Genomic DNA, 19,000 nt, shown 5'->3' on the forward strand with positions numbered 1-19,000 from the left:
GGTGTCGGCGTTGGCGTCGGGGTTGGCGTCGGGGTCGGGGTTGGTGTCGGCGTGTTTTCCTCGTTAGTATCTTTTGGTTCTAGATGATCTGAATACTCAGTACTGCCATCAGGGTGTATAATTTTATAAGCAATTTTTCCATCGGGAAATTTAATAACAGTTACTTCACTGCCAGGATTAGTTTTTTCAAAATCCTCTGCTCTTCCATCTGGTGTTTTTCTTCTTTCCCATTCATTTTGTTGTTGAATACTCCTTTCTCTTTCTGCATCTTGTAAATCTTTATAAAGTTTATAAGATTCAGGGTTAGAATAAGGAGGTAATTTAGGAGAAGTATTTGTCGTACCATCTGGCATTAAATACTGAACACCTATTGAAGCCCATTCTGTCAATTTTAAACCTGTTTTAACATAAGGATTTTTATTCAAAGGAGTGTTTTGTGCAATTAATGAGGCTGTTTCTGCTATTAAAGCTTTTTCTTGAATTGTTAATTTGTAATCAGGATTGTTTCTTAATTTATTACCAATAAGAATAGCATTATTAGCAACACTAACAACTGTACCAGGACCTGTGCCAGTATTAGGCATATTCAAAGCAGCTAGTGTCTCCCCCATTCCAACCAGACTATTTCCAAGTAATGAAGCATAGTTATGATTACTTGCTTGCATGCCTTGATTTTCTATCAACATAATATCATTATGATCTTTTATAGCTCTTGCAAATGCAATTGAAGCATCTGTACTTTGCAGGGCAGTTTTACCTGACATTTCTCACCTCATTAATTCTGAATTAATATTTTTTTTACTAATGAATAGTTAAGTGCTGTTTTATTAGAATAGTAAAAACATACCTTAGTATTCAATTTTAGAAACTTAAGAACTTCCAAATCACCATGCACCTCTTTAATATATCTAAATTTAACCACCCCACTTTCAGTCTTTAAATTAAAAAACTCATTATCATCCATTCTTTTACGATTCTTAGAATACCCCAAAAATACTCCACACATTTTTTCCAAATCATAATCTTTAATATTCTCAAAAGATTTTTTTGGAGCCCAATTGCTGTACCAAAAAAACAAAGGCACCAATATAACTAAACAAATAAAAAAAACACAATTTTTCATTTAAAAACCTAAAATTATAAATTAAATTAATATTCAATATTACTAATAATATAGTTTTCATAATCACCCCTATAATTAAGAGAATAATAATAACAAACTCTACTACCAACTTTTAAATTTAAAACCATATTTTTATGAATTTTAGGAATGAATCTAAATTTCCGCACCTCCCAACCCTCCAGTTCAAAAAAACAATACTCCACATTATTAATATCTTTAGAAAAACAATGTGGACTTACAGTTTTTATACCTAAGAAACAACCACATTTTTTAACCTAATCACCATCAACCAAAGACTCATAAATTTTACCATTAAGATAAAAAAAACAAATATATTAGATAAAAAATCAAAAAAACAAAACTAAGAAAGCAATCTTATGCATACTATTCTCTCCATAAAAATCATCAAATTAATAAAAAATATATTATTAATTTTCATCTCACAAAAAACTTTGAAAACATTCCATTTTCTGAATTTATATTTGTTAAGGTTAGACTAATAGAAATATCTAAACTTTCCACATAGTGCCACCAACCAACGGGTATAAATATACTTTCGCCAGGATTAAGAATGTATTCAAGTTTTGAAGCTTTTTCTAAAAGTTTAAATTTTTCCTTTTCAGCTAGATCATCAGGATTATAAATTTCACTAAATACACCCTTATCATTATATAAGTTTGGTACTTGTAAGGCTGGAATCAATGTTACTTTCTTTCTACCATATATTTGCACTAATAGATTGTTAGTTAAATCATGATGCAAAGGAGTAAATGTTCCTTTCGGCCCTAGCCATAAATAGCTTTGCTCGTGAATTCTTTCAGGATTCGTATAGTCTCGTCCAAATATATCAATATCATTAAATAATTTTCCAATACCATCAAAACTACGTTTTGTATTATTCGCAGTCATATAAAGGTTATTAGAAGAATCAACTGATAAAATTTCTTCAACAAAATCTTTCATCAACATCTTGGTTTTATGTTTACCAGCATTTCTTTCAAATAATGGATCCTTTTCACGACCATATTGAACTTCAACCTGTGTATCTCCTACTACACTGTAGAAGTATTCAGGAGACCATTTTTTCAATGCTTCCCAATGTTCTATTGCATCGGTCAGCACTACTGGTAAATGGCGGCTATAATAATGATTCATGAAATATTGAAAATCGGGCGTACTAATTCTATCAATCGTTTGACTATACGCAGGGTTCAACCGAGCTAACTGATCAACAGTATCAATTAGCCATTCACGTTTTCTTAAAGTAAAGTCTGTTTCTTTTAATAACTCAAAACAAGGATCATCTTTTAGCTCTAACAGGGTTGTAGCAACATCTAAACTAGAATATCCATTGTCGTATAAGACCTTAAAAATATGCAAATGTGGTATATTTTTTAACTCAGCCTTGGTTATCCATTTAACCCATTTCTTTGGTAAATTCGTTTTATATGTACCAATCGTTACTTCTGCTTTTTTCTTAATTAAATAGATATACCATTCTTGATATCTATTTAACCAACTATCATAATTTTTGGCATTTTTACTTTTTAGACCAGCCAAAAGATTTAAATAAAAAATAGTGACATAATGATAGACTAAAAGTTTATTAACTTTTCGATTTGAGATTTTTTCGTAACTAATAATCACTCGTTCCATCAAATCTATTGAACTTAATGCAATAGAAGAAAAATCCTGATGAATGTCACCATACTTTGCATTACCAAAATCAATGACTCCTATAAGATTCCTGTATTCTTTATCTAACAAGAAGTTCGAACCATGAAGATCAAAATGACCAAATCTAAGATTTTCTTGGCTGACAGATAAATTTTTATGATTATTAACAATTTCTTTTAATAAACTATCTATTGCAAAAATATTACTATTATTAAACTCATGTTCTATTTTCTCTAAATTTATAGACCAAGACCCCTGTAAATTCTCTTTTATTTTTTCAGAAACATCATTTGTACTTCTATGCAGTTCATACATAAAATTCGAAAGCTGTAATGCCAGCTTATTTTTAATTTCTTCACTTAATTTTTCATACTGAGCTAAGTTAAAATTATAGCCATCAACTTTTTTATATCTACAGAAACATAAATTATCAGCTTCATAAATATATATTTCTGGGATTTTGATACCAACTCTATCTTTTAAGAGCTGTGCAAGCTTAATTTCCTTATTTATATAACTATAATCTTTTGCTCTAGGAAATTTTAAAATATAGCCATCTATTTCAAAAACGTGTGACTCATGTGTACCATTAAACTTATATATTTTATTAAAATCTGTACCAAAGAATTTCTTATAAAATTCACCAATAGGTTCTATATCATACGATGATATCTGATGTACTTCTTTAGTTTCAGTACCTGTAATTCTATCTTTACAGATGTACATACTCCGTTTTAGATATGACTCATCATCAGACGACTGCTCATTAACTAATTCAACTTCTCTATACACACTTTTTATAAAGCTTAGTTGTTCTTCCTGTTGTGATGGATTCCCATGAGCTTCAAAGACCATTATTTCTGCTATATCAGCAAGAAATGTAAAAGCCTCTTTCCACTTCTTTACCCACAAGGACAGATTCATAAAAAAGCATAGATCCACTTTCATACTATTAGTAAAGCTTTTTATTAAATCAAGATTTTCTTTATCCAAGTCAAAAGTATAAAAAGATAGATTATCCAGATTAAAATTATTCTTAATTAAATTCGCAGCATTAATACATTTTGTATTAAAATCCACACCAACACCTTTATTAATTTTATTTGACAAATGATATAAAAGCCCACCTGTAGAGCAGCCTATATCTAGAATATTCTTATCTAAGTAGTACTTTTCATCAATATTACAGACTCTTTCTTCAATATTTCTCTGGCCTTTGAAAAACTGATTATTTAAAGTAAATGAATGATATCCAGCAACAAATCCACGCTCATCAAACCATTTTTTGTTAGCCTTGCTATAATCAAGAATTTTTAATGTATTATTAACCATATCATCTTCTATAGTATTTTTAATAAAACTATTCATCAATTCACTTCCTTACTTGTAAATAATAAATTTTTAGGTCGGACTTTTTCCAGTTCGTTAAACAAACTAAAGGTCTGATTGACATAATTCACCACACCTGAAATCTGATTCATATATTGCATAAGTTCAGGCGTTTTCTCAGCTTGAAGTATTTTTATAGTGCGTGATGGGTCATAACCATCAAACTGGCAGTAAAATAATGGTTCACCACGTTTTAGAATTAAATCTTTAGAAGTGTCATGCCATTCAAATGCCCACATCAATGGTCTAGGCCAAATATGAATTGGAAAACGTCCGCCAAAGATTGTTCCTGGCAATGGATGCTTACGGTAATGACCAAATGCATCCAATTGGGTTAGATACACCACCTCATCTGCAATAAAGCAGTATGGGAGTTTTAGTTGTAAGATTGGGACTTGAGGCATACGCCATTCATTTTCATTAACGAGTGTGAGCAACTCTCGCAATTTATTGGCACGTACAGGTGACTGATCGCCCAATACATTAACTAAAGTCGGCTTGCCCTGTGCATCACTTGCAAAACGTAGGTGAAAATCAAATGGGCAATTCACCGCGAAATAGCGGCTTTCCAACTGTAATACCGCAGGACAACGGCTTGCTGACTTGGCATGTTTGGTCTGTGACTGCGAACGCATCCGATAAGGCGGTTCGTATAGAATGGATGCTTTATCCTCTGTTAAAAACCAGCCAACCTGAATTGGCCCTTCCCCGATATTTTTTTGATCGTCTTCAATAGTAAAATGAATATGCATTTTTAAGTTTGTTTTAAGCTTTTCGTAATATGCATATTACTATTATTCTGTATTTTTTTCATACAGAATTGTATATATAATTTTTTAATTCTTATAGAAAACAAAAAGATAAATGTGAATTAAATCACGTTTTTTAATTTTTATTCAATAATTAAGTGTTTAACTTTGTACTCTTAGTTTAGCTCTCCCCAATTACGACTATCCTTTACACCCTAAATATTTAGCTTAAGTGTACGTTAAATTTATTTATTAGATTACTAAAATGCCTTTCATAGAATTAATAGACAAAACTGTTCAACATTAAGTATTGATTCACGTTAGCTGAATTACTTTTACTTAAGGAAAATATCTGCAATAGTGGAAAGTCTTTTCCATACATGAATCTTTATAGAATTTAATAGAATCTATCAGTTGAGTGTAGATGACAAAAAAGAATTAAAGCTTAAAAATGATTTGATCAATTCTTTATGCATAGGTAAAAATGAATTGCTTTTTCACTCTTTCCATTTGCCTTAACAGATTGCATATAGGAAATTTTGAATTTTATAAAAAAGCCCATGTAAAAACATGGGCTTTTTTAAAATAACTGTTTGATTAACAACACTAAAAATAATTTAATTTATTTTTTTACTAATATTTTTACTACTTCAAAACTCCACTAATTCAATCCTTGTTCATTCTAAACTCAATTACTGTGAATAACCTGATAATGCTACACTCTGCGCCAAATTTGAAGTACAGCTGAAAATTTGTCCGAGAGCAGCATTTGTTAGGTTTATATTTCAACTCTAGCCTCCAACTCGCCAAAGTCTGCCCCTTTAATATCTTCATTAATGCACGCTATATTTGAACCATAATAAAGGTTGGGAAGTGGCCATCGAATCTGCTTTCCAATGGCGTCAATGCAGCAACGAATAATTAATTGAGGAAGAAGATCCCGAAGGACGTCTCCATACATATCCACCATCGGCAAGTAGTCATACATACTTCGACATCGATCAAAGGTAAATGCATCCAAATGCATTTGTCTTACCTTAGCCTTATAAGTCCATCTCCGCTGATTATTTATATTAGAGTGGTAAGGTGCACCTAGTTGGTTCAAACTTAACTCTAGCCATAAGTGCGCCATGGGAATGTCACAGAACAAGCCACCACGAGCATCTGGAATTGCCGAATTAACTCGCCTAATTTCCCTTTTAATATTATCTGACAGTAAACCATCATAGCCTGAGAGAGTTTCTGCTAGTGACTCCCTAAATTTAGCAGCATCAAGAACTGACGCTCCATCTTTGGGCTTAGAAAACTCATTAAACCAGTACTGCCCTAAAGCTCCTCCCATCGATTGCAATGAGTCTATGAAGTTCCAAAACGGGAAGCTGTCTGGATTAAAAATGCGATCCCCACTGATTATATTGTCATCATTTGACTCTGAATCAGTTATAAACTCAGACAATAAGGATGAAACATCGCCCATTCGGTCAAACGCTTCTTTGTGGGTTGCTTGATCAGAGCTAAACAATTGCTTCCGTAGCGAGGAATTTCTTAAAAATCTTAGAGTGGGGCTAATAAAATTTGAGTAGTAAAGTGGGTAACTTGTAGCGAATGCAGAGTAAACTCCACGCATGTTTTTGGAAACCATTTGTGATAAGTGTTCTGGCTCATATCCATGCGCCAATGCTGATTCGCTGAACCAAGAAACAAGCTTATTATGCTCTTGCTGTGGTAACTCTCCATAAACAGAGCATTCAACCATTGGTTGAAAAGAATAGTAGGCTGACAAAAAGTCACAATTATCTTGTGTAGCGTCAGGCTCGCATGAGTTTACTACTAATACGCTTAAATCTGAAAGTGCTTGCTCATCAAAAGTAGCATGGAGAACCGACAGTGTTTTGAGATTCTTTGCAACCAGTGATCCTGTGAAATCAAGATAAATGATGTCAAAGGTGAGATGATTTGTTTTAAAGAAATCCCCCAAAGAACCAGGAAATATCTTTAAAGAAGGAAAGTTTTCCCGCGCTTTATCCAAAGCCTTGCTATAAATATTTTTGTCTGCCTCAAAAGCCCAAACGTTTTCAATTCGAACTCCGAGAGAAAGGAGGATACGGAGATCATTTTCAGGCTCGGGTCCAGAAAAATATGCTACACGAAGATCCTTGGGGGATTTCTGACCATAGCAAGATTCAGAATATTCTGCCCAATTGTCAAAATATTCTGCAATACGATGGCGTTGTTCTTTTGACATATCATGAAGAACATTAGACAGCACATCATCCCATGCATAGTTCCAAAGTGTCTCTAAATATTCTGAATTGAGTACTCGCGAGGACTTTCTATCTACAGTAACTGCTGATATTGCGTGGCGCCACAATTCCTGACGTGACTTCTCTTTACTATCTTGTGTATAAGACATACTTTTATGTTAACTCCATATGCTACTTAAATAGGCTATTCAGTGGACCTAACTATCTATTAAGCGTCACCTTCACCTTGCTCATCACCAATCAACTCAATTTTTTTAATTCATTGGATACAAAAGTTTGCAGTTTATTTTTAGATAGTAGGAATTTATACTTATCCTCTCCCCCGAGAGGCTAAACCACATCCAGCAAGGCAAGTTCCACATCTAAAGGATATTAAAAGGAACAAAAAATTATGACAATAAACTGATTTTCGTATTCATCTTTTTCTACTCCATCAAAAAAGATAGATATAGATTCATTTTACCAACATAATTCGCCTTAAAATATCCTATCTTTAATTCAATTACAAAGAGACTTAGCAAAATACGATCAATGAATAGTAAGCCTATAAAATATTTTTTCCATTATATTCCAGTTCATACTGATTACGAATAAATCACCTGATTCTGCTTGGTAGTAACGTAGAGGTACTGTAATGGTACAATTTGAGAATTTCCTATTGAACTGATTGAGCAACAACTTGCACACCAAGTGAAAGACATGCATGGCCGTTCATATAACCATACCAAGCATTTAGAGAAGAGATAATGCAAAGGTGGGCAGATTACTGTGATGAATTAAAGACTTTTTCATAGACAACTAATACTAGCTGACTTAGATAAATTAGCTATTTAACGGGGTGTATATAAGCAAACGATATCTCGACAAATTAAACCTCTTATTTAATAAATTAAGAACATCTTAACTAAATAATAAATAAAACTAAATTCACTGAAGTTTATAATAATTTTATTATCTATATCATAAGTTTATGATATAAATAATTGATATAGAAATTACTTACCTAAAACAGCATAACTTATGTACTTATCAAACATAAAACTTTGGAATTTCAGAAAATACGGTAAAGTTGGAAATCCTTTTGATCTAGCTGAACCTAATTTAGACCTTAATTTTACAAAAGGTCTCAATCTGCTAATCGGTGAAAATGATTCAGGAAAAACTGCAATCATAGATGCCATTAAATTAGTTTTAAAAACTCATAGTTACGATTACATCAAAGTAGAAGATAAGGACTTTTTTGATGGTTCGACACGATTTAGGATTGAGCTTGAATTTTGTGATTTAACTGATGATGAAGCAAAAAATTTTACAGAATGGTTAGGATGGAAAGGTACGGGAGCTGATGCCCAAACATTTTTAAAGTTAAATTATGATGTTACGCGTAATAATAACAAAATTAATCCATCAGATATAAAAGCAGGTGCTGACTCAGAGGGTTATTTGTTAACTGCAGAGGCTAAAGAGTATCTCAAAACAACATATTTAAGACCCTTAAGAGATGCTGAAAATGAGTTGGTTTCAAAACGCAATTCTCGGCTTTCTCAAATTTTATTAGGTGATCCTACTTTCAAAAATAAAGATCAAAACCATGAACTCGTTCATATGTTTGAAGGTCTTAATAGAAATTTGAAAAAATATTTTAAAGGTGAAGAAATAAAATTTTTTAATAAAGATGGTAGTGAAACAATTGAAACATACAATGACGGAAAAGCAATTAAAGATAAAATTGATGGTTACATTAAAGATTTCTATAGCGAAGGTATTTTTACTGAATTTAATGTTTCCTCAACAGAACTAAAAAGTATTTTAGAAAAATTTTCTCTTTTTTTAGAATCACAAAGAAATGTAGGTTTAGGCACTTTAAATCGACTTTTTATGGCAGCAGAGTTGCTTCATCTAAATAAAGAAGATTGGCATGGATTACGTTTAGGATTAATTGAAGAGTTAGAGGCCCACTTACACCCTCAAGCCCAAATGCAAGTCATTGAAGCTTTACAAAGACAAACAAATATTCAATTAATTCTTTCAACACATAGCCCCAATTTAGCGTCAAAAGTCAAACTGGAAAATTTAATTCTTTGCAATAAAGGTAATGCTTTTCCTTTAGGAAAATCTTATACAAAATTAGATGAAAAAAATTATATATATCTTGAAAAATTTCTTGATACAACAAAAGCAAACCTTTTCTTCGCTAAGGGAGTAATTCTTGTTGAAGGATGGGCTGAAGAAATATTGATTCCAAGCTTTGCTAAAGCTTTTGGAATCGATTTAACAGCAAAAGGGGTTTCAGTAGTTAATATTGGTGGGGTTGGTTTTCAACATTATGCAAATATTTTCCTTAGACAAACCCCCCCATATATGACGATCCCTGTTGTAGTTATTACAGATACAGATATTCGTACCTATGAAAAAATTATTGAAAAAATTGAACAAAAAGACGTTATAAGATACGTAAAAAAAGACAATTCTCTAGAAACCTTAGAAAAAATAGCTGAAATTAAAGCTAAATCATCTAGTAATCTAAAATATTTTCCTGCTCCTCAGTGGACACTTGAATATTGTTTATTTAAATCACCTAAGTTAACTGAAATTTTTCAATCAAATGCAAAGTCTACGCATCCTCTAATTTTTTCTGACGATAATGATTTTGAATTAGAACTAGCAAAACAACTTTTCAATCAAGGGCTTAAAAAAACAGAAATTGCCTACAAAATTTCACATGATCTAGATGAAATCGCTAAAGATTTCTCTCATCAATCATTAAATCTTCATGAAACAGATTCAACAGACAGCATTTATTATTTAATTGAGGCGATTCGATATGTCACAAGCACTTGAAATCACAGATGAAGATATTAGTTATGCTGAAAGTATCTTACTACCAAGCGGTAAAATCTTTGATGATGAGCGACGTGACTTTATCCGAAATTTATCTACAATAGATTTACAAGCTGTTCCAGGTAGTGGAAAAACAACTGCTCTTTTGGCAAAACTATTAATTTTAGAAACTAAGCTCCCTTTGCATGATGGCTCAGGAATTTTAGTTCTGTCGCATACCAATGCAGCAGTGGATGAAATTAGAGAAAGAATTCAACAGTACTGTCCAAAACTTTTTCGTTATCCCAATTTTATTGGAACTATACAAAGTTTCGTAGATGAATTTCTTACAAAACTTTTTTTTCAAAATTATCTTAATAAAAAATTAATTTGGGTGGACCAAGAAAAGTACCAAGATGAAATTCTTCAAGAATTTAAAAAGATTGCTTGGGATGAAACATATGAAAAACCAACAACTCTCTTTTATATAAGGCATAAAAATAAAGTACAGCAGCACATTTTAAAAACACCAGAAGGAAAAAAATTAATACAATCGCATATTGATGATGAAGTAAAAAATCTCTATTTTAATTTCAATACAAACAAAATTGAGAATTTTAAGTCAGACTTCAGCCTTAAAACAACTACAAATAAAAAGTTTATTGGTCTTAAAAAGGCAATTTTTGAAGTTCTTAATAAAGGAATTACATCATTTGATTATGCATACAAATTAGGTGATTATTACCTTAATTCCAACATTAAACTCAAAGTTTTATTACAAAAAAGATTTAGCTTTGTATATATCGATGAAATGCAAGATATAGATACTCATCAATATAGTTTAATAGAAAAAATATTCTATGATGATGGGAATAGCCAATCAATTCTTCAAAGAATTGGAGACAAAAATCAATCTATATATAATTCTGTAAAAGTAGAATCAATTTGGCAAGATAGAGATCAGGTTCTTCATCTTTCTAATAGTCAACGTTTAAGTAGACCTATTGCAAATATTGTTAAAAATTTTGCTCTGTATCCTGATCATTGTACGGATATTCAAGGCATGAATGAATGCCTACTTAAACCACATATCTTATTATTTTCAGATTCATCTGTTAAGAATGTTATTTCACACTTCTCTCAACTTGTGCAACAATATAAAGATTCTGGTGAGCTTAACTTTCGTCAAGACAAGCATTTACAAATAAAAGTCATAAGTTGGAATACTGATTGGAAAGATGATGAAGCAAGCCGAGCTAATCCTACTAAACTGAGATTAGAAGATTATCATCAAGTTTTTAAAAAAAATGAGCAAAAACCAAAAGAGGATTATAAGTGTTTAAAAAGTTACCTCCATTTCTATGATAAAAAACACACCACTCTATCTATGATTAGAAAAAATATTTTTTACGCTCTACTTAAAGTTTTAAAAATTGAAAATATTTCGACAAATGAAAATCGTCTTTATACCATTTCTAACTTAATTAACTACTTAAAGGCAACCTCAGAGCCAAATTATACAACTCTAAATTTAAAAGTTTATCAATGCTGTTTAAAAGTAATTAGAAATGAAAATAATCAGGCTTTGTACGACTTAAAAAATTATATTCCTGTATTCATTTCTTATTTTAGAGAAAATCATAGACTTTCTTCAAAGTGCAGTGACTTTATCAATAATGACACAACTGGCATTGACCAGACTAGTCAAAATCATATCTCCGCTTCAAATATTATTGAACAAAATGATCTAAAAATTGAAATTACTAGTGTACATTCTGTTAAAGGTCAAACACATGATGCAACGCTATATTTAGAATCGTATTATTATGAAGATGGAAAAGGCACTAATGCTAAATCTTATGAGTCGCAAAGACTAGCAAATCAATTTTTAGGAAATTCCTTTAATCTAACTACAGAAAGAGCGAAACAATCAACAAAAATGGCATATGTAGGGTTTTCACGAGCGACTCAGCTACTGTGTATAGCGATTCACAAAGATAGGTTTGTGCAACATCTTAGCACAATAGATCGAGATATATGGGAAATTAAGGATATATCCTGTTAAAAGAATTGATTTTTATAATTTTCTCGAGTTCTATGAATGCCATGAGTATCTTAAGATTTTATTTTCTAAAAAAATAAGGGAGCATAAGCTCCCATCATTTATCGATTTCCCAGCTTTGACTCAATCCATACATTGATTTCCCAAGCAGCCCCCATCCTACACGACCGACTGTTAAATTTGTCTGTTTGGGAAATGTTGGATCATAGTAAGGCGAGTTTTCATCCATCATTTCGTATATTGTTGAAGGGCTAACACCAACAAATAATACAACTTGATGTATATTAATTATTTGATTCATCTGAAAAGTTTGACCTGTGAAAAACGCATTCATGATGTTTTCTCCTAATCATTGATGCGAGCGAGTATTCGCTCAGATGATAGGTCAGTCCAGTAAAATTTTACGGGTCCAATGTAGTCCAAGCTCATCTAGTTCAAAGCTTGAACTGACTGCTGTAACCCTTTTTATATAGGAGAGTGGCACACACACCCAGAAGATGTTCCCTCCCCCTCACCAACAGATATAAATAGTTGGAGAACTAATTTAGTTTCAAATGAGGAACTAGTACTCATCATTGTTGGTCGAACTAATTTCTGGATCGGTAAACAATTGTTTAAAGAGATAAGTACCTTACAGCAGGTATAAAGGACTCTATGTTAAGTTTTATAAAACGATTATCCATTCTCATTATCTATATACCTACACTCTGTTACGGGTGTCAGCTTTTTTATTATTTTGGTCTATTTTACATATCAGAATCTAAAGTATTTTCTCTCGGACTCAACAATTATGAAGTTACCTTTTTAGGTGCTAATGAATTATTGGCAAATACTCTAGCAGCTCTAAATAGAATAATTGAACTTGCTCCCAAAGTACTTCTAAAGGCTTTTTATTTAATATTTTATCCTTTTTTTATCTGGTACTGGTGGAAACCAGAAACAAATGAAAGAAAAAAAGAACAACTAAGATATATTTACTATTCAATAACTTGCAATATAAAATTCCACCAAAAAAGAAATGACTTTGTTGAAAAAGTTCTTGAATTTTTAGCAAAATCATATCTTCTTCTAATTTTATTTACATTATTAATTGTTTTGTATTTAAGCTATTACAATCATGGTAAAGATGATTTTCATAAAGCTTTAGAAATCGCATATTATCAACAAATAATAGATAATGAAAAAAAATCTCAACAAATGCTCTTAACAGGAATTGGTACACTAGAAGAGGGTAAAGAAAAGTTACATGTATATAATTTAGCTTGTGGGCATTACAAATGTGCGGGTATAAAAGTCAATAGCTTAGAAATCAAAACATACTTACCCGAAGGCTATAGCACGGCAATTCCAAAAAAAGTTTTAGAGCGAACCATAAATGAATATGAAGACAATAAGTCTAAAAAATAATATCTATTTAAAAATTATTGTTCAAAGAGCAATGAATTCCATTGCCCTATTCCTAGAAAATCAAAGGGTTCCATGCCCTACCTTTAAGGTACGAAGATCTTCATTAACATATCACCCTAAAACCAGCAATAATGGGCGAAGTTATCGGCTACAGAACGTGATTGATGACTATCGCTGTGAAGGATTGTAATTGAAGCAGGGCTATCCTTGCCTCGGTATGACATCCGTATTGATTATATTCAGCCCTACAAGCCTCAACATAATGTATATATCGAGTGATACTATCGTACCATACATTACAGTTGAGGAGGATTACCCTATAACTTAACCTTGCAACGCTGGCATCATAACTTCTTGCACAATTTGCATACCTTCTGGAGTACTCCAATTGCCAGTCAATTCTGCGATTAATTGATTTGTGCTTGTTAATGTAACACCTGCTTTTAACATACGTTGTAAAGCAATATCGTCTGCCATTTTACTTGGAGAACCACCTGCATCAGCCACCACTTGAACTTCATAACCTTGATCAATCAAAGTTAGTGCTGGATAAACAGTACAGACATCATTCGTTACACCTGCAATGATAATACGTTTACGACCAGTTGCTATGACAGCTTTGGCAAAGTTTTCATCATCCATGGCATTAACTATACCTAAACGTTTAATACGTGCCTCAAATTCAACGGGGAAAATCTCTTTAAGTTCCTCTATCAAAGGACCCTGAGCATATTCTTCCATACTTGAGGTAAGTAACGTTGGAATATTAAAAATTTTTGCTGTTTTAGCCAACATAATTGCATGGCGTTTCATCTCTTCGAATGAGATCGAATTCACCCAACTCATAGTTCCGACTTGATGGTCAATCAACAATAATGCTGAGTCTTCGCTTGTAAATCTTTTAAAAGTCATTTGAACACCTCATTTAATTTGATAATGGTTTTGCACTAAAGAAAACGAGTTTTGCTCCTCGTTCGAGAGCTTTCAAAGAAATATACTGAGTTACTTCTTTTGCTTTAAAAATAGGAATTTGTAAATCATCAAGCTTAAAAGTCTGATCATCTATACAAACTTCGCCATAGACAGGTAAGATAAAGCCAGAATGTTCAGGTGCTAAGGTCAATATAAGTTCTGCATTTGGTTCAAAACTAATGTCCAACATTGTGACTTCAGTAGGTGGGGTCAGTGGTGATTGAACATTTTCAAAATGACCTAAAGGCACACGAACTTTAACCCCTTCTCGATGTACTGTAGGGACATCTTCAGCTTCAAGAATCAGATAGCTTGGTGCTGTTTCTCGTAAGTGCGATGGCAAGTTAATAAAGATTTGTAGGGAATGTACGGTCTTTCCTGTTTCAGCAGGAACTTCTTCATGTACGATCCCTTGACCAGCGGTAGTCCAATGTAGACCACCTGGTTTTATAAGGTTTTTAGTTCCAATTGAGTCACAATTATTCATTCCTGTTTCTGAATCAAGGAATAAATATGAAACTGCTGAAAAGCCTTGATGTGGATGGGGAGGAAAAGTCGGTCCACTCATCCAAGCATGATCAACACCAATAAATGGATTAGTTGCGTTGTACGTTCCCCTTAAGCCATACGCTCTAAAATGGCTACCAATGTTCATGCGTTCAAGTGATAAGATTTCAGACATGGATTTCTCCTCCTTTCAATTGACTTGGCTTATGTTTGAGCAAATGTTGGATAATCGATATAGCCTTTCTCTGTTCCACCAAAGAACGTCATACGATCTGCTTCATTCATGGGAGCGTTGATTTTTAAACGATCTACAAAATCGGGATTGGCTAAGATCATTTGTCCATAGGCTTCTAAATCAGCTAAACCACTTTCAAGATCATTTCCAATTTTTTCTCGTGGTTGGCCAGGGCGATTAAGAATGAGTGTTTGCGTCCAAAGATTACGAATATCTGCTAAGAGTTTTTCATTGCCTTGATGCATCACATGTACATAAACAAGTCCTAATTTATTCAGTTCTTTCACTAGATAACGATATAACTCTGGACCTTCTTCACCTTCATCAATTCCCCATATAGTTGTTCCAGGTGACAGGCGAATACCTGTGCGATCTGCACCAATCTCTTCTGCAATTGCTGTAGCGACTTCAATAGCAAAGCGAGCACGGTTTTCAATAGAACCACCATATTCATCGGTACGTGTATTGGCACTTGGAGCAAAAAATTGTTGAACTAAGTACGCATTAGCACCATGAATCTCAATACCATCTGCGCCAGCCTCAATTGCAGATTTAGCTGCATGTCTAAAGTCCTGAATCGTTTGTTTAATTTCGTCGATGCTTAAGGCTTTAGGTGTTGGAATATCTTGCATACCAGTGGCTGTAAACATACCCGTTCCTGGTGCAATGGCTGAAGGCGCAACCCCTAAACGATGATGAGGTGTATTGTCTGGATGTGACATACGCCCTGCATGCATCAATTGGATAAAGATATGGCTCCCTTTTGCATGCACAGCGTCGATTGTTTTTTTCCAACCTAGAATATGCGCATCTGTGTAGATACCAGGTGTAGCAAGATAGCCCTGTCCATCATCTGAAGGTTGGGCACCTTCTGTAATAATTAAGCCAATGCTTGCTCGTTGAGAATAATATTCTGCGGCTAACTCATCAGGAGTACCATCAAAGAGCGCGCGAGACCGGGTCATTGGTGCCATCACTAGGTGATTACTTAAGGTGTAGCGACCAAAGTTTGCAGGTTTGAATATCTTGTTCATGTCAGAATTTTCCTCTGAATTTTTACAATCAAGCTTAAATCTGATTTCATCATTACTGTATGTTCATTAGTATTAATTAATTTAAAAAAGGAATAAATAAGCTAAAATGAAAATGATTAATGCATAAATGGAACAATAATGGAAATGTTAAATGACATGGCGTTGTTTGTTGAAGTCTGTAAAGTCATGAGTTTTAGAAAGGCCGCAGAGAATTTAGAAATGCCTAGTTCAACGCTTTCAAGACGAATTAGCCATTTGGAAGGAGCAATTGGTTTACGGTTGCTGCATCGAACTACACGAAAAGTTGAATTAACAGAAGCGGGGCAGATCTATTTTGAACGTTGTAAACGAATTGTAGAAGAATCGAAGCTTGCTCACGAACAATTAGGTGAGATGCTTTCTAAACCAAGCGGAACATTACGAATATCATTGCCTGTTGATTTTGGAACGATCTTTTTAACTGAACTTTTGGTAGAGTTTGCTGCGCTTTACCCAAATATTAATTTCGAAATTGATCTCACGCCTAGATTAGTTGATTTAGTTGCCCAGAATATTGATCTAGCGATTCGTATGGGCAATCCTCCTGATTCCAATCTAATTGCACATAAACTCATGCAATTCAGGGGACAACTTTTTGCATCGCCCAAATACTTAGAACAACATGGTATTCCCCAACATCCGAATGATTTGATTCATCATGAGTGTTTGAGCTTTCCAAACAATATACTTTGGAAGCTATATCAAGCTCAAGAAACAGTTGAAGTAAAGATTGGGGCTAGATTTATGCTGAATAATGTAGGCATGACACGAAAGCTATCTCTTCTTGGTCAAGGCATTTTATTTACACCTTATGAAGTGGTGCAAGATGATATAAATAATGGTTCATTATTGCCCATTCTTTCAGAATGGCAAGGCGATGTCTTGCCCGTCTATGCTCTGACAGAAACACGTTTATTACCAGCAAAAGTTCGCATTTTTATTGATTTTTTAAGGAATAAGTTATCAACTTAAATAAGTTGTTTTGAGAGTTTAGGCGCGACTCTAGTCATTAAAGGCGAGTTTACTGTTGGTATATTAATGGCCCTTCTTGCCTATAAAAATCAATTCAGTGGTCGAGTCAGCTCCCATATTGATAAGTATGTTGAAGTCAAGATGCTCAGCCTACATGGTGAGCGTCTAGCGGACATCGTTCTTACTGATCAAGAAAAAACAGATAGCTATTTATTTGCATCTGAATCGTCAGAACTACAAAAAACAGAGATAGATGTTAAATCTCTAAGATTCAGGTATTCAGAAGATGAGTCTTGGATCATTCATGGCATTAACTTTAATATTCCAGAAGGACAATCTGTAGCAATTGTTGGCCCTACGGGTTGTGGTAAAATCACGCTTATGAATCTGCTATTAGGTAACTTAACACCTGAGTACGGTGAAATTAAAATTGGTGGGCACGAGCATGTAATACTTCTTGTTTAGCAAAATTTTTCAAATCATCTATTAACTTTTCATCCTTAATATAAGGTATGGACTCATGACATAATCGACACATCGAAAATTCAGCATCTACCAAAAAATAACTAAGAGCATTCATAGCATTACTAGAAAATCGATCATTATATATCCAACTCAAGGGTACATCTGACCAATCCAATATGATATTTCGAAGTTTAATTTCGCAATCAGAAGAAGAAACTGAATGAGGCTCTTGAATACTTTTGATATGTTGATTCATTTTTTTACTCACAATTTTCATAAGCTTTAGGTATTTAAGAATATTTGCGGCTAACATCTAATATAATTTCAGCAAGCTCTTGAGGATGTTGTAAAGGAATCCAATGTGTTACTTGTGCCAATGGTATAAATTGATACTCTGCCGATACACTTAATACTGCATTTTCAGCACTACATCTATTAACAGAGGCATCTTTTTCGCCCCAGATAAATGTTGTAGGTACATGTATTCTTTTAATTAAATCCAATGATGAGGTAAATGGCATTGCACGATACCAATTTAAACTGCCTGTTAAAAATCCTGGTTTTAGTACTTGATCATTAATCCATTCCACCTCATCCGAACTTAGTCCAGTACCCATTAACATTTTTTTAAATACTGGATATTTATGTTTTATAAATAATTCTGGAAATCTTGGTATCTGAAAAAGTCCCATGTAATAAACACGTGCCAATTGATCACTAGTAAATAATGCTTTAACAAATGCAGCACTTGTGGGTACAGAGACTGTAATAAGATGATATAATCTACCTGGGTATTTAGCTGCAAAACCCCATGCTACTAGCGCCCCCAATCGTGTCCAGCCAAATATATTTTGGGTTTATTAATTAACTGGACTAATATATAAATATCGTCTACGAGTTTAGTGATACTATATGCCCAAATAGATTTTGGATATGCAGTGTTGGTATAACCACGCTGATTAGGTGCAATAGTACGATAACCTTGTTGATTAAGTATTGATGCAATATTTTCCCAACATATATTCGTCATTGGAAAACCATGTAATAGTACAATCACCTCTCCATCCAAAGGACCTTGATCTTTGACATTAAAAATTAATCCTTCGTTTTTATATTCAGTGATACGTTTCTATCCCATCATGACACTACACTCTTAATAACGATCAGATATGATTATCTTTAGCTTTGATAGTGATGATAATGATGCAGCTTGGAGCTGTCTTGACACTTTTCATATCGTTTGACTTTTTATGCCAAGTATAATCTCTCTGAAAAATGGATGTAA

At 33.2% G+C, this 19,000-nt stretch carries 17 protein-coding genes and 4 pseudogenes; 8 read left to right on the top strand and 13 right to left on the bottom strand.

The window, feature by feature from the left end:
* The 6 genes from NG55_RS21020 to NG55_RS21290 all read right to left on the bottom strand — a co-directional run.
* A partial coding sequence (locus tag NG55_RS21020; RefSeq protein WP_213029722.1) for a hypothetical protein occupies window positions 1-764 on the bottom strand: 764 nt, incomplete at its 3' end.
* An 11-nt stretch (window positions 765-775) separates the two neighbouring features.
* The gene (locus NG55_RS12545; protein WP_065343437.1) at window positions 776-1,123 is read right to left on the bottom strand and encodes a hypothetical protein; all 348 of its coding nucleotides are present in this window, start codon (window positions 1,121-1,123) and stop codon (window positions 776-778) included.
* Between the two features lie 435 nt (window positions 1,124-1,558).
* Complete coding sequence (locus NG55_RS12550; RefSeq protein WP_065343438.1) at window positions 1,559-4,168, bottom strand: cupin-like domain-containing protein; 2,610 nt, start codon at window positions 4,166-4,168, stop codon at window positions 1,559-1,561.
* Window positions 4,168-4,941, bottom strand: a complete 774-nt coding sequence (locus NG55_RS12555; RefSeq protein ID WP_065343439.1) for a hypothetical protein — start codon at window positions 4,939-4,941, stop codon at window positions 4,168-4,170. Before NG55_RS12555 ends, NG55_RS12550 begins: the two co-directional genes overlap by 1 nt.
* A gap of 775 nt (window positions 4,942-5,716) precedes the next feature.
* Window positions 5,717-7,351, bottom strand: a complete 1,635-nt coding sequence (locus tag NG55_RS12560) for a hypothetical protein (protein WP_065343440.1) — start codon at window positions 7,349-7,351, stop codon at window positions 5,717-5,719.
* A 276-nt stretch (window positions 7,352-7,627) separates the two neighbouring features.
* Window positions 7,628-7,723 carry a DUF1016 domain-containing protein gene (locus NG55_RS21290; RefSeq protein ID WP_228704183.1) on the bottom strand — a complete coding sequence of 32 codons (96 nt, stop codon included), beginning with the start codon at window positions 7,721-7,723 and terminating at the stop codon, window positions 7,628-7,630.
* A gap of 127 nt (window positions 7,724-7,850) precedes the next feature.
* Here NG55_RS21290 and NG55_RS21295 point away from each other — a divergent pair.
* From NG55_RS21295 to NG55_RS12570, 3 genes and pseudogenes are all read left to right on the top strand, one after another.
* A pseudogene (locus NG55_RS21295) lies at window positions 7,851-7,996 on the top strand (integrase); the annotation flags it as partial.
* Between the two features lie 226 nt (window positions 7,997-8,222).
* Window positions 8,223-10,043 carry an ATP-dependent nuclease gene (locus NG55_RS12565; RefSeq protein WP_065343441.1) on the top strand — a complete coding sequence of 607 codons (1,821 nt, stop codon included), beginning with the start codon at window positions 8,223-8,225 and terminating at the stop codon, window positions 10,041-10,043.
* The gene (locus NG55_RS12570; protein ID WP_065343442.1) at window positions 10,027-12,087 is read left to right on the top strand and encodes a UvrD-helicase domain-containing protein; all 2,061 of its coding nucleotides are present in this window, start codon (window positions 10,027-10,029) and stop codon (window positions 12,085-12,087) included. Before NG55_RS12565 ends, NG55_RS12570 begins: the two co-directional genes overlap by 17 nt.
* A 98-nt stretch (window positions 12,088-12,185) precedes the next feature.
* Here NG55_RS12570 and NG55_RS12575 read toward each other — a convergent pair.
* A pseudogene (locus NG55_RS12575) lies at window positions 12,186-12,418 on the bottom strand (helix-turn-helix transcriptional regulator).
* Window positions 12,419-12,553: 135 nt separating this feature from the next.
* On the opposite strand from NG55_RS12575, the gene NG55_RS20630 reads away from it, so the two are divergent.
* The 3 genes and pseudogenes from NG55_RS20630 to NG55_RS20875 all read left to right on the top strand — a co-directional run.
* A complete protein-coding gene (locus NG55_RS20630) occupies window positions 12,554-12,730 on the top strand; it encodes a Mov34/MPN/PAD-1 family protein (protein ID WP_081409005.1) in 177 nt (58 codons plus the stop codon).
* Between the two features lie 8 nt (window positions 12,731-12,738).
* Entirely contained in the window at window positions 12,739-13,491 is a 753-nt protein-coding gene (locus NG55_RS12580; protein WP_065343443.1) for a hypothetical protein, read from the top strand.
* A gap of 127 nt (window positions 13,492-13,618) precedes the next feature.
* Window positions 13,619-13,767: pseudogene (locus NG55_RS20875) on the top strand (IS3 family transposase); the annotation flags it as partial.
* Between the two features lie 48 nt (window positions 13,768-13,815).
* On the opposite strand, the gene NG55_RS12585 reads toward NG55_RS20875, so the two are convergent.
* From NG55_RS12585 to NG55_RS12595, 3 genes are read right to left on the bottom strand one after another with little or no spacing between them, the layout of a single operon-like run.
* Window positions 13,816-14,403, bottom strand: a complete 588-nt coding sequence (locus NG55_RS12585; RefSeq protein WP_065343444.1) for an isochorismatase family protein — start codon at window positions 14,401-14,403, stop codon at window positions 13,816-13,818.
* Window positions 14,404-14,416: 13 nt separating this feature from the next.
* Window positions 14,417-15,145 carry a pirin family protein gene (locus NG55_RS12590; protein WP_065343445.1) on the bottom strand — a complete coding sequence of 243 codons (729 nt, stop codon included), beginning with the start codon at window positions 15,143-15,145 and terminating at the stop codon, window positions 14,417-14,419.
* A 29-nt stretch (window positions 15,146-15,174) separates the two neighbouring features.
* On the bottom strand, window positions 15,175-16,239 hold the full coding sequence (locus tag NG55_RS12595) for an alkene reductase (protein WP_065343446.1): 1,065 nt from the start codon (window positions 16,237-16,239) through the stop codon (window positions 15,175-15,177).
* Window positions 16,240-16,377: 138 nt separating this feature from the next.
* Here NG55_RS12595 and NG55_RS12600 point away from each other — a divergent pair, with 138 nt between their 5' ends.
* On the top strand, window positions 16,378-17,250 hold the full coding sequence (locus NG55_RS12600; protein WP_065343447.1) for a LysR family transcriptional regulator: 873 nt from the start codon (window positions 16,378-16,380) through the stop codon (window positions 17,248-17,250).
* Window positions 17,251-17,268: 18 nt separating this feature from the next.
* Window positions 17,269-17,688: pseudogene (locus NG55_RS12605) on the top strand (ATP-binding cassette domain-containing protein); the annotation flags it as partial.
* Here the strand turns inward: NG55_RS12605 and NG55_RS21460 are convergent.
* From NG55_RS21460 to NG55_RS21465, 3 genes are read right to left on the bottom strand one after another with little or no spacing between them, the layout of a single operon-like run.
* Window positions 17,675-18,028 carry a metal-dependent hydrolase gene (locus NG55_RS21460; RefSeq protein WP_081409001.1) on the bottom strand — a complete coding sequence of 118 codons (354 nt, stop codon included), beginning with the start codon at window positions 18,026-18,028 and terminating at the stop codon, window positions 17,675-17,677. The pseudogene NG55_RS12605 and the gene NG55_RS21460 overlap by 14 nt on opposite strands.
* Window positions 18,006-18,545: an alpha/beta fold hydrolase gene (locus NG55_RS20640; RefSeq protein ID WP_081409002.1), complete on the bottom strand. Its 540-nt coding sequence runs from the start codon at window positions 18,543-18,545 to the stop codon at window positions 18,006-18,008. Before NG55_RS20640 ends, NG55_RS21460 begins: the two co-directional genes overlap by 23 nt.
* The gene (locus NG55_RS21465; protein ID WP_081409003.1) at window positions 18,533-18,745 is read right to left on the bottom strand and encodes an alpha/beta fold hydrolase; all 213 of its coding nucleotides are present in this window, start codon (window positions 18,743-18,745) and stop codon (window positions 18,533-18,535) included. Before NG55_RS21465 ends, NG55_RS20640 begins: the two co-directional genes overlap by 13 nt.
* Window positions 18,746-19,000 lie beyond the last annotated feature (255 nt).

The sequence above is a fragment of the Acinetobacter gyllenbergii genome, assembly GCF_001682515.1.
Taxonomy (GTDB): domain Bacteria; phylum Pseudomonadota; class Gammaproteobacteria; order Pseudomonadales; family Moraxellaceae; genus Acinetobacter; species Acinetobacter gyllenbergii.

Coding starts and splice junctions, on each gene's coding strand:
- NG55_RS12545 (WP_065343437.1), bottom strand. CDS start 1,123: ATGAAAAATTGTGTTTTTTTTATTTGTTTAGTTATATTGGTGCCTTTG.
- NG55_RS12550 (WP_065343438.1), bottom strand. CDS start 4,168: ATGAATAGTTTTATTAAAAATACTATAGAAGATGATATGGTTAATAAT.
- NG55_RS12555 (WP_065343439.1), bottom strand. CDS start 4,941: ATGCATATTCATTTTACTATTGAAGACGATCAAAAAAATATCGGGGAA.
- NG55_RS12560 (WP_065343440.1), bottom strand. CDS start 7,351: ATGTCTTATACACAAGATAGTAAAGAGAAGTCACGTCAGGAATTGTGG.
- NG55_RS12565 (WP_065343441.1), top strand. CDS start 8,223: ATGTACTTATCAAACATAAAACTTTGGAATTTCAGAAAATACGGTAAA.
- NG55_RS12570 (WP_065343442.1), top strand. CDS start 10,027: ATGTCACAAGCACTTGAAATCACAGATGAAGATATTAGTTATGCTGAA.
- NG55_RS12580 (WP_065343443.1), top strand. CDS start 12,739: ATGTTAAGTTTTATAAAACGATTATCCATTCTCATTATCTATATACCT.
- NG55_RS12585 (WP_065343444.1), bottom strand. CDS start 14,403: ATGACTTTTAAAAGATTTACAAGCGAAGACTCAGCATTATTGTTGATT.
- NG55_RS12590 (WP_065343445.1), bottom strand. CDS start 15,145: ATGTCTGAAATCTTATCACTTGAACGCATGAACATTGGTAGCCATTTT.
- NG55_RS12595 (WP_065343446.1), bottom strand. CDS start 16,239: ATGAACAAGATATTCAAACCTGCAAACTTTGGTCGCTACACCTTAAGT.
- NG55_RS12600 (WP_065343447.1), top strand. CDS start 16,378: ATGGAAATGTTAAATGACATGGCGTTGTTTGTTGAAGTCTGTAAAGTC.
- NG55_RS21460 (WP_081409001.1), bottom strand. CDS start 18,028: ATGTTAGCCGCAAATATTCTTAAATACCTAAAGCTTATGAAAATTGTG.
- NG55_RS21465 (WP_081409003.1), bottom strand. CDS start 18,745: ATGACGAATATATGTTGGGAAAATATTGCATCAATACTTAATCAACAA.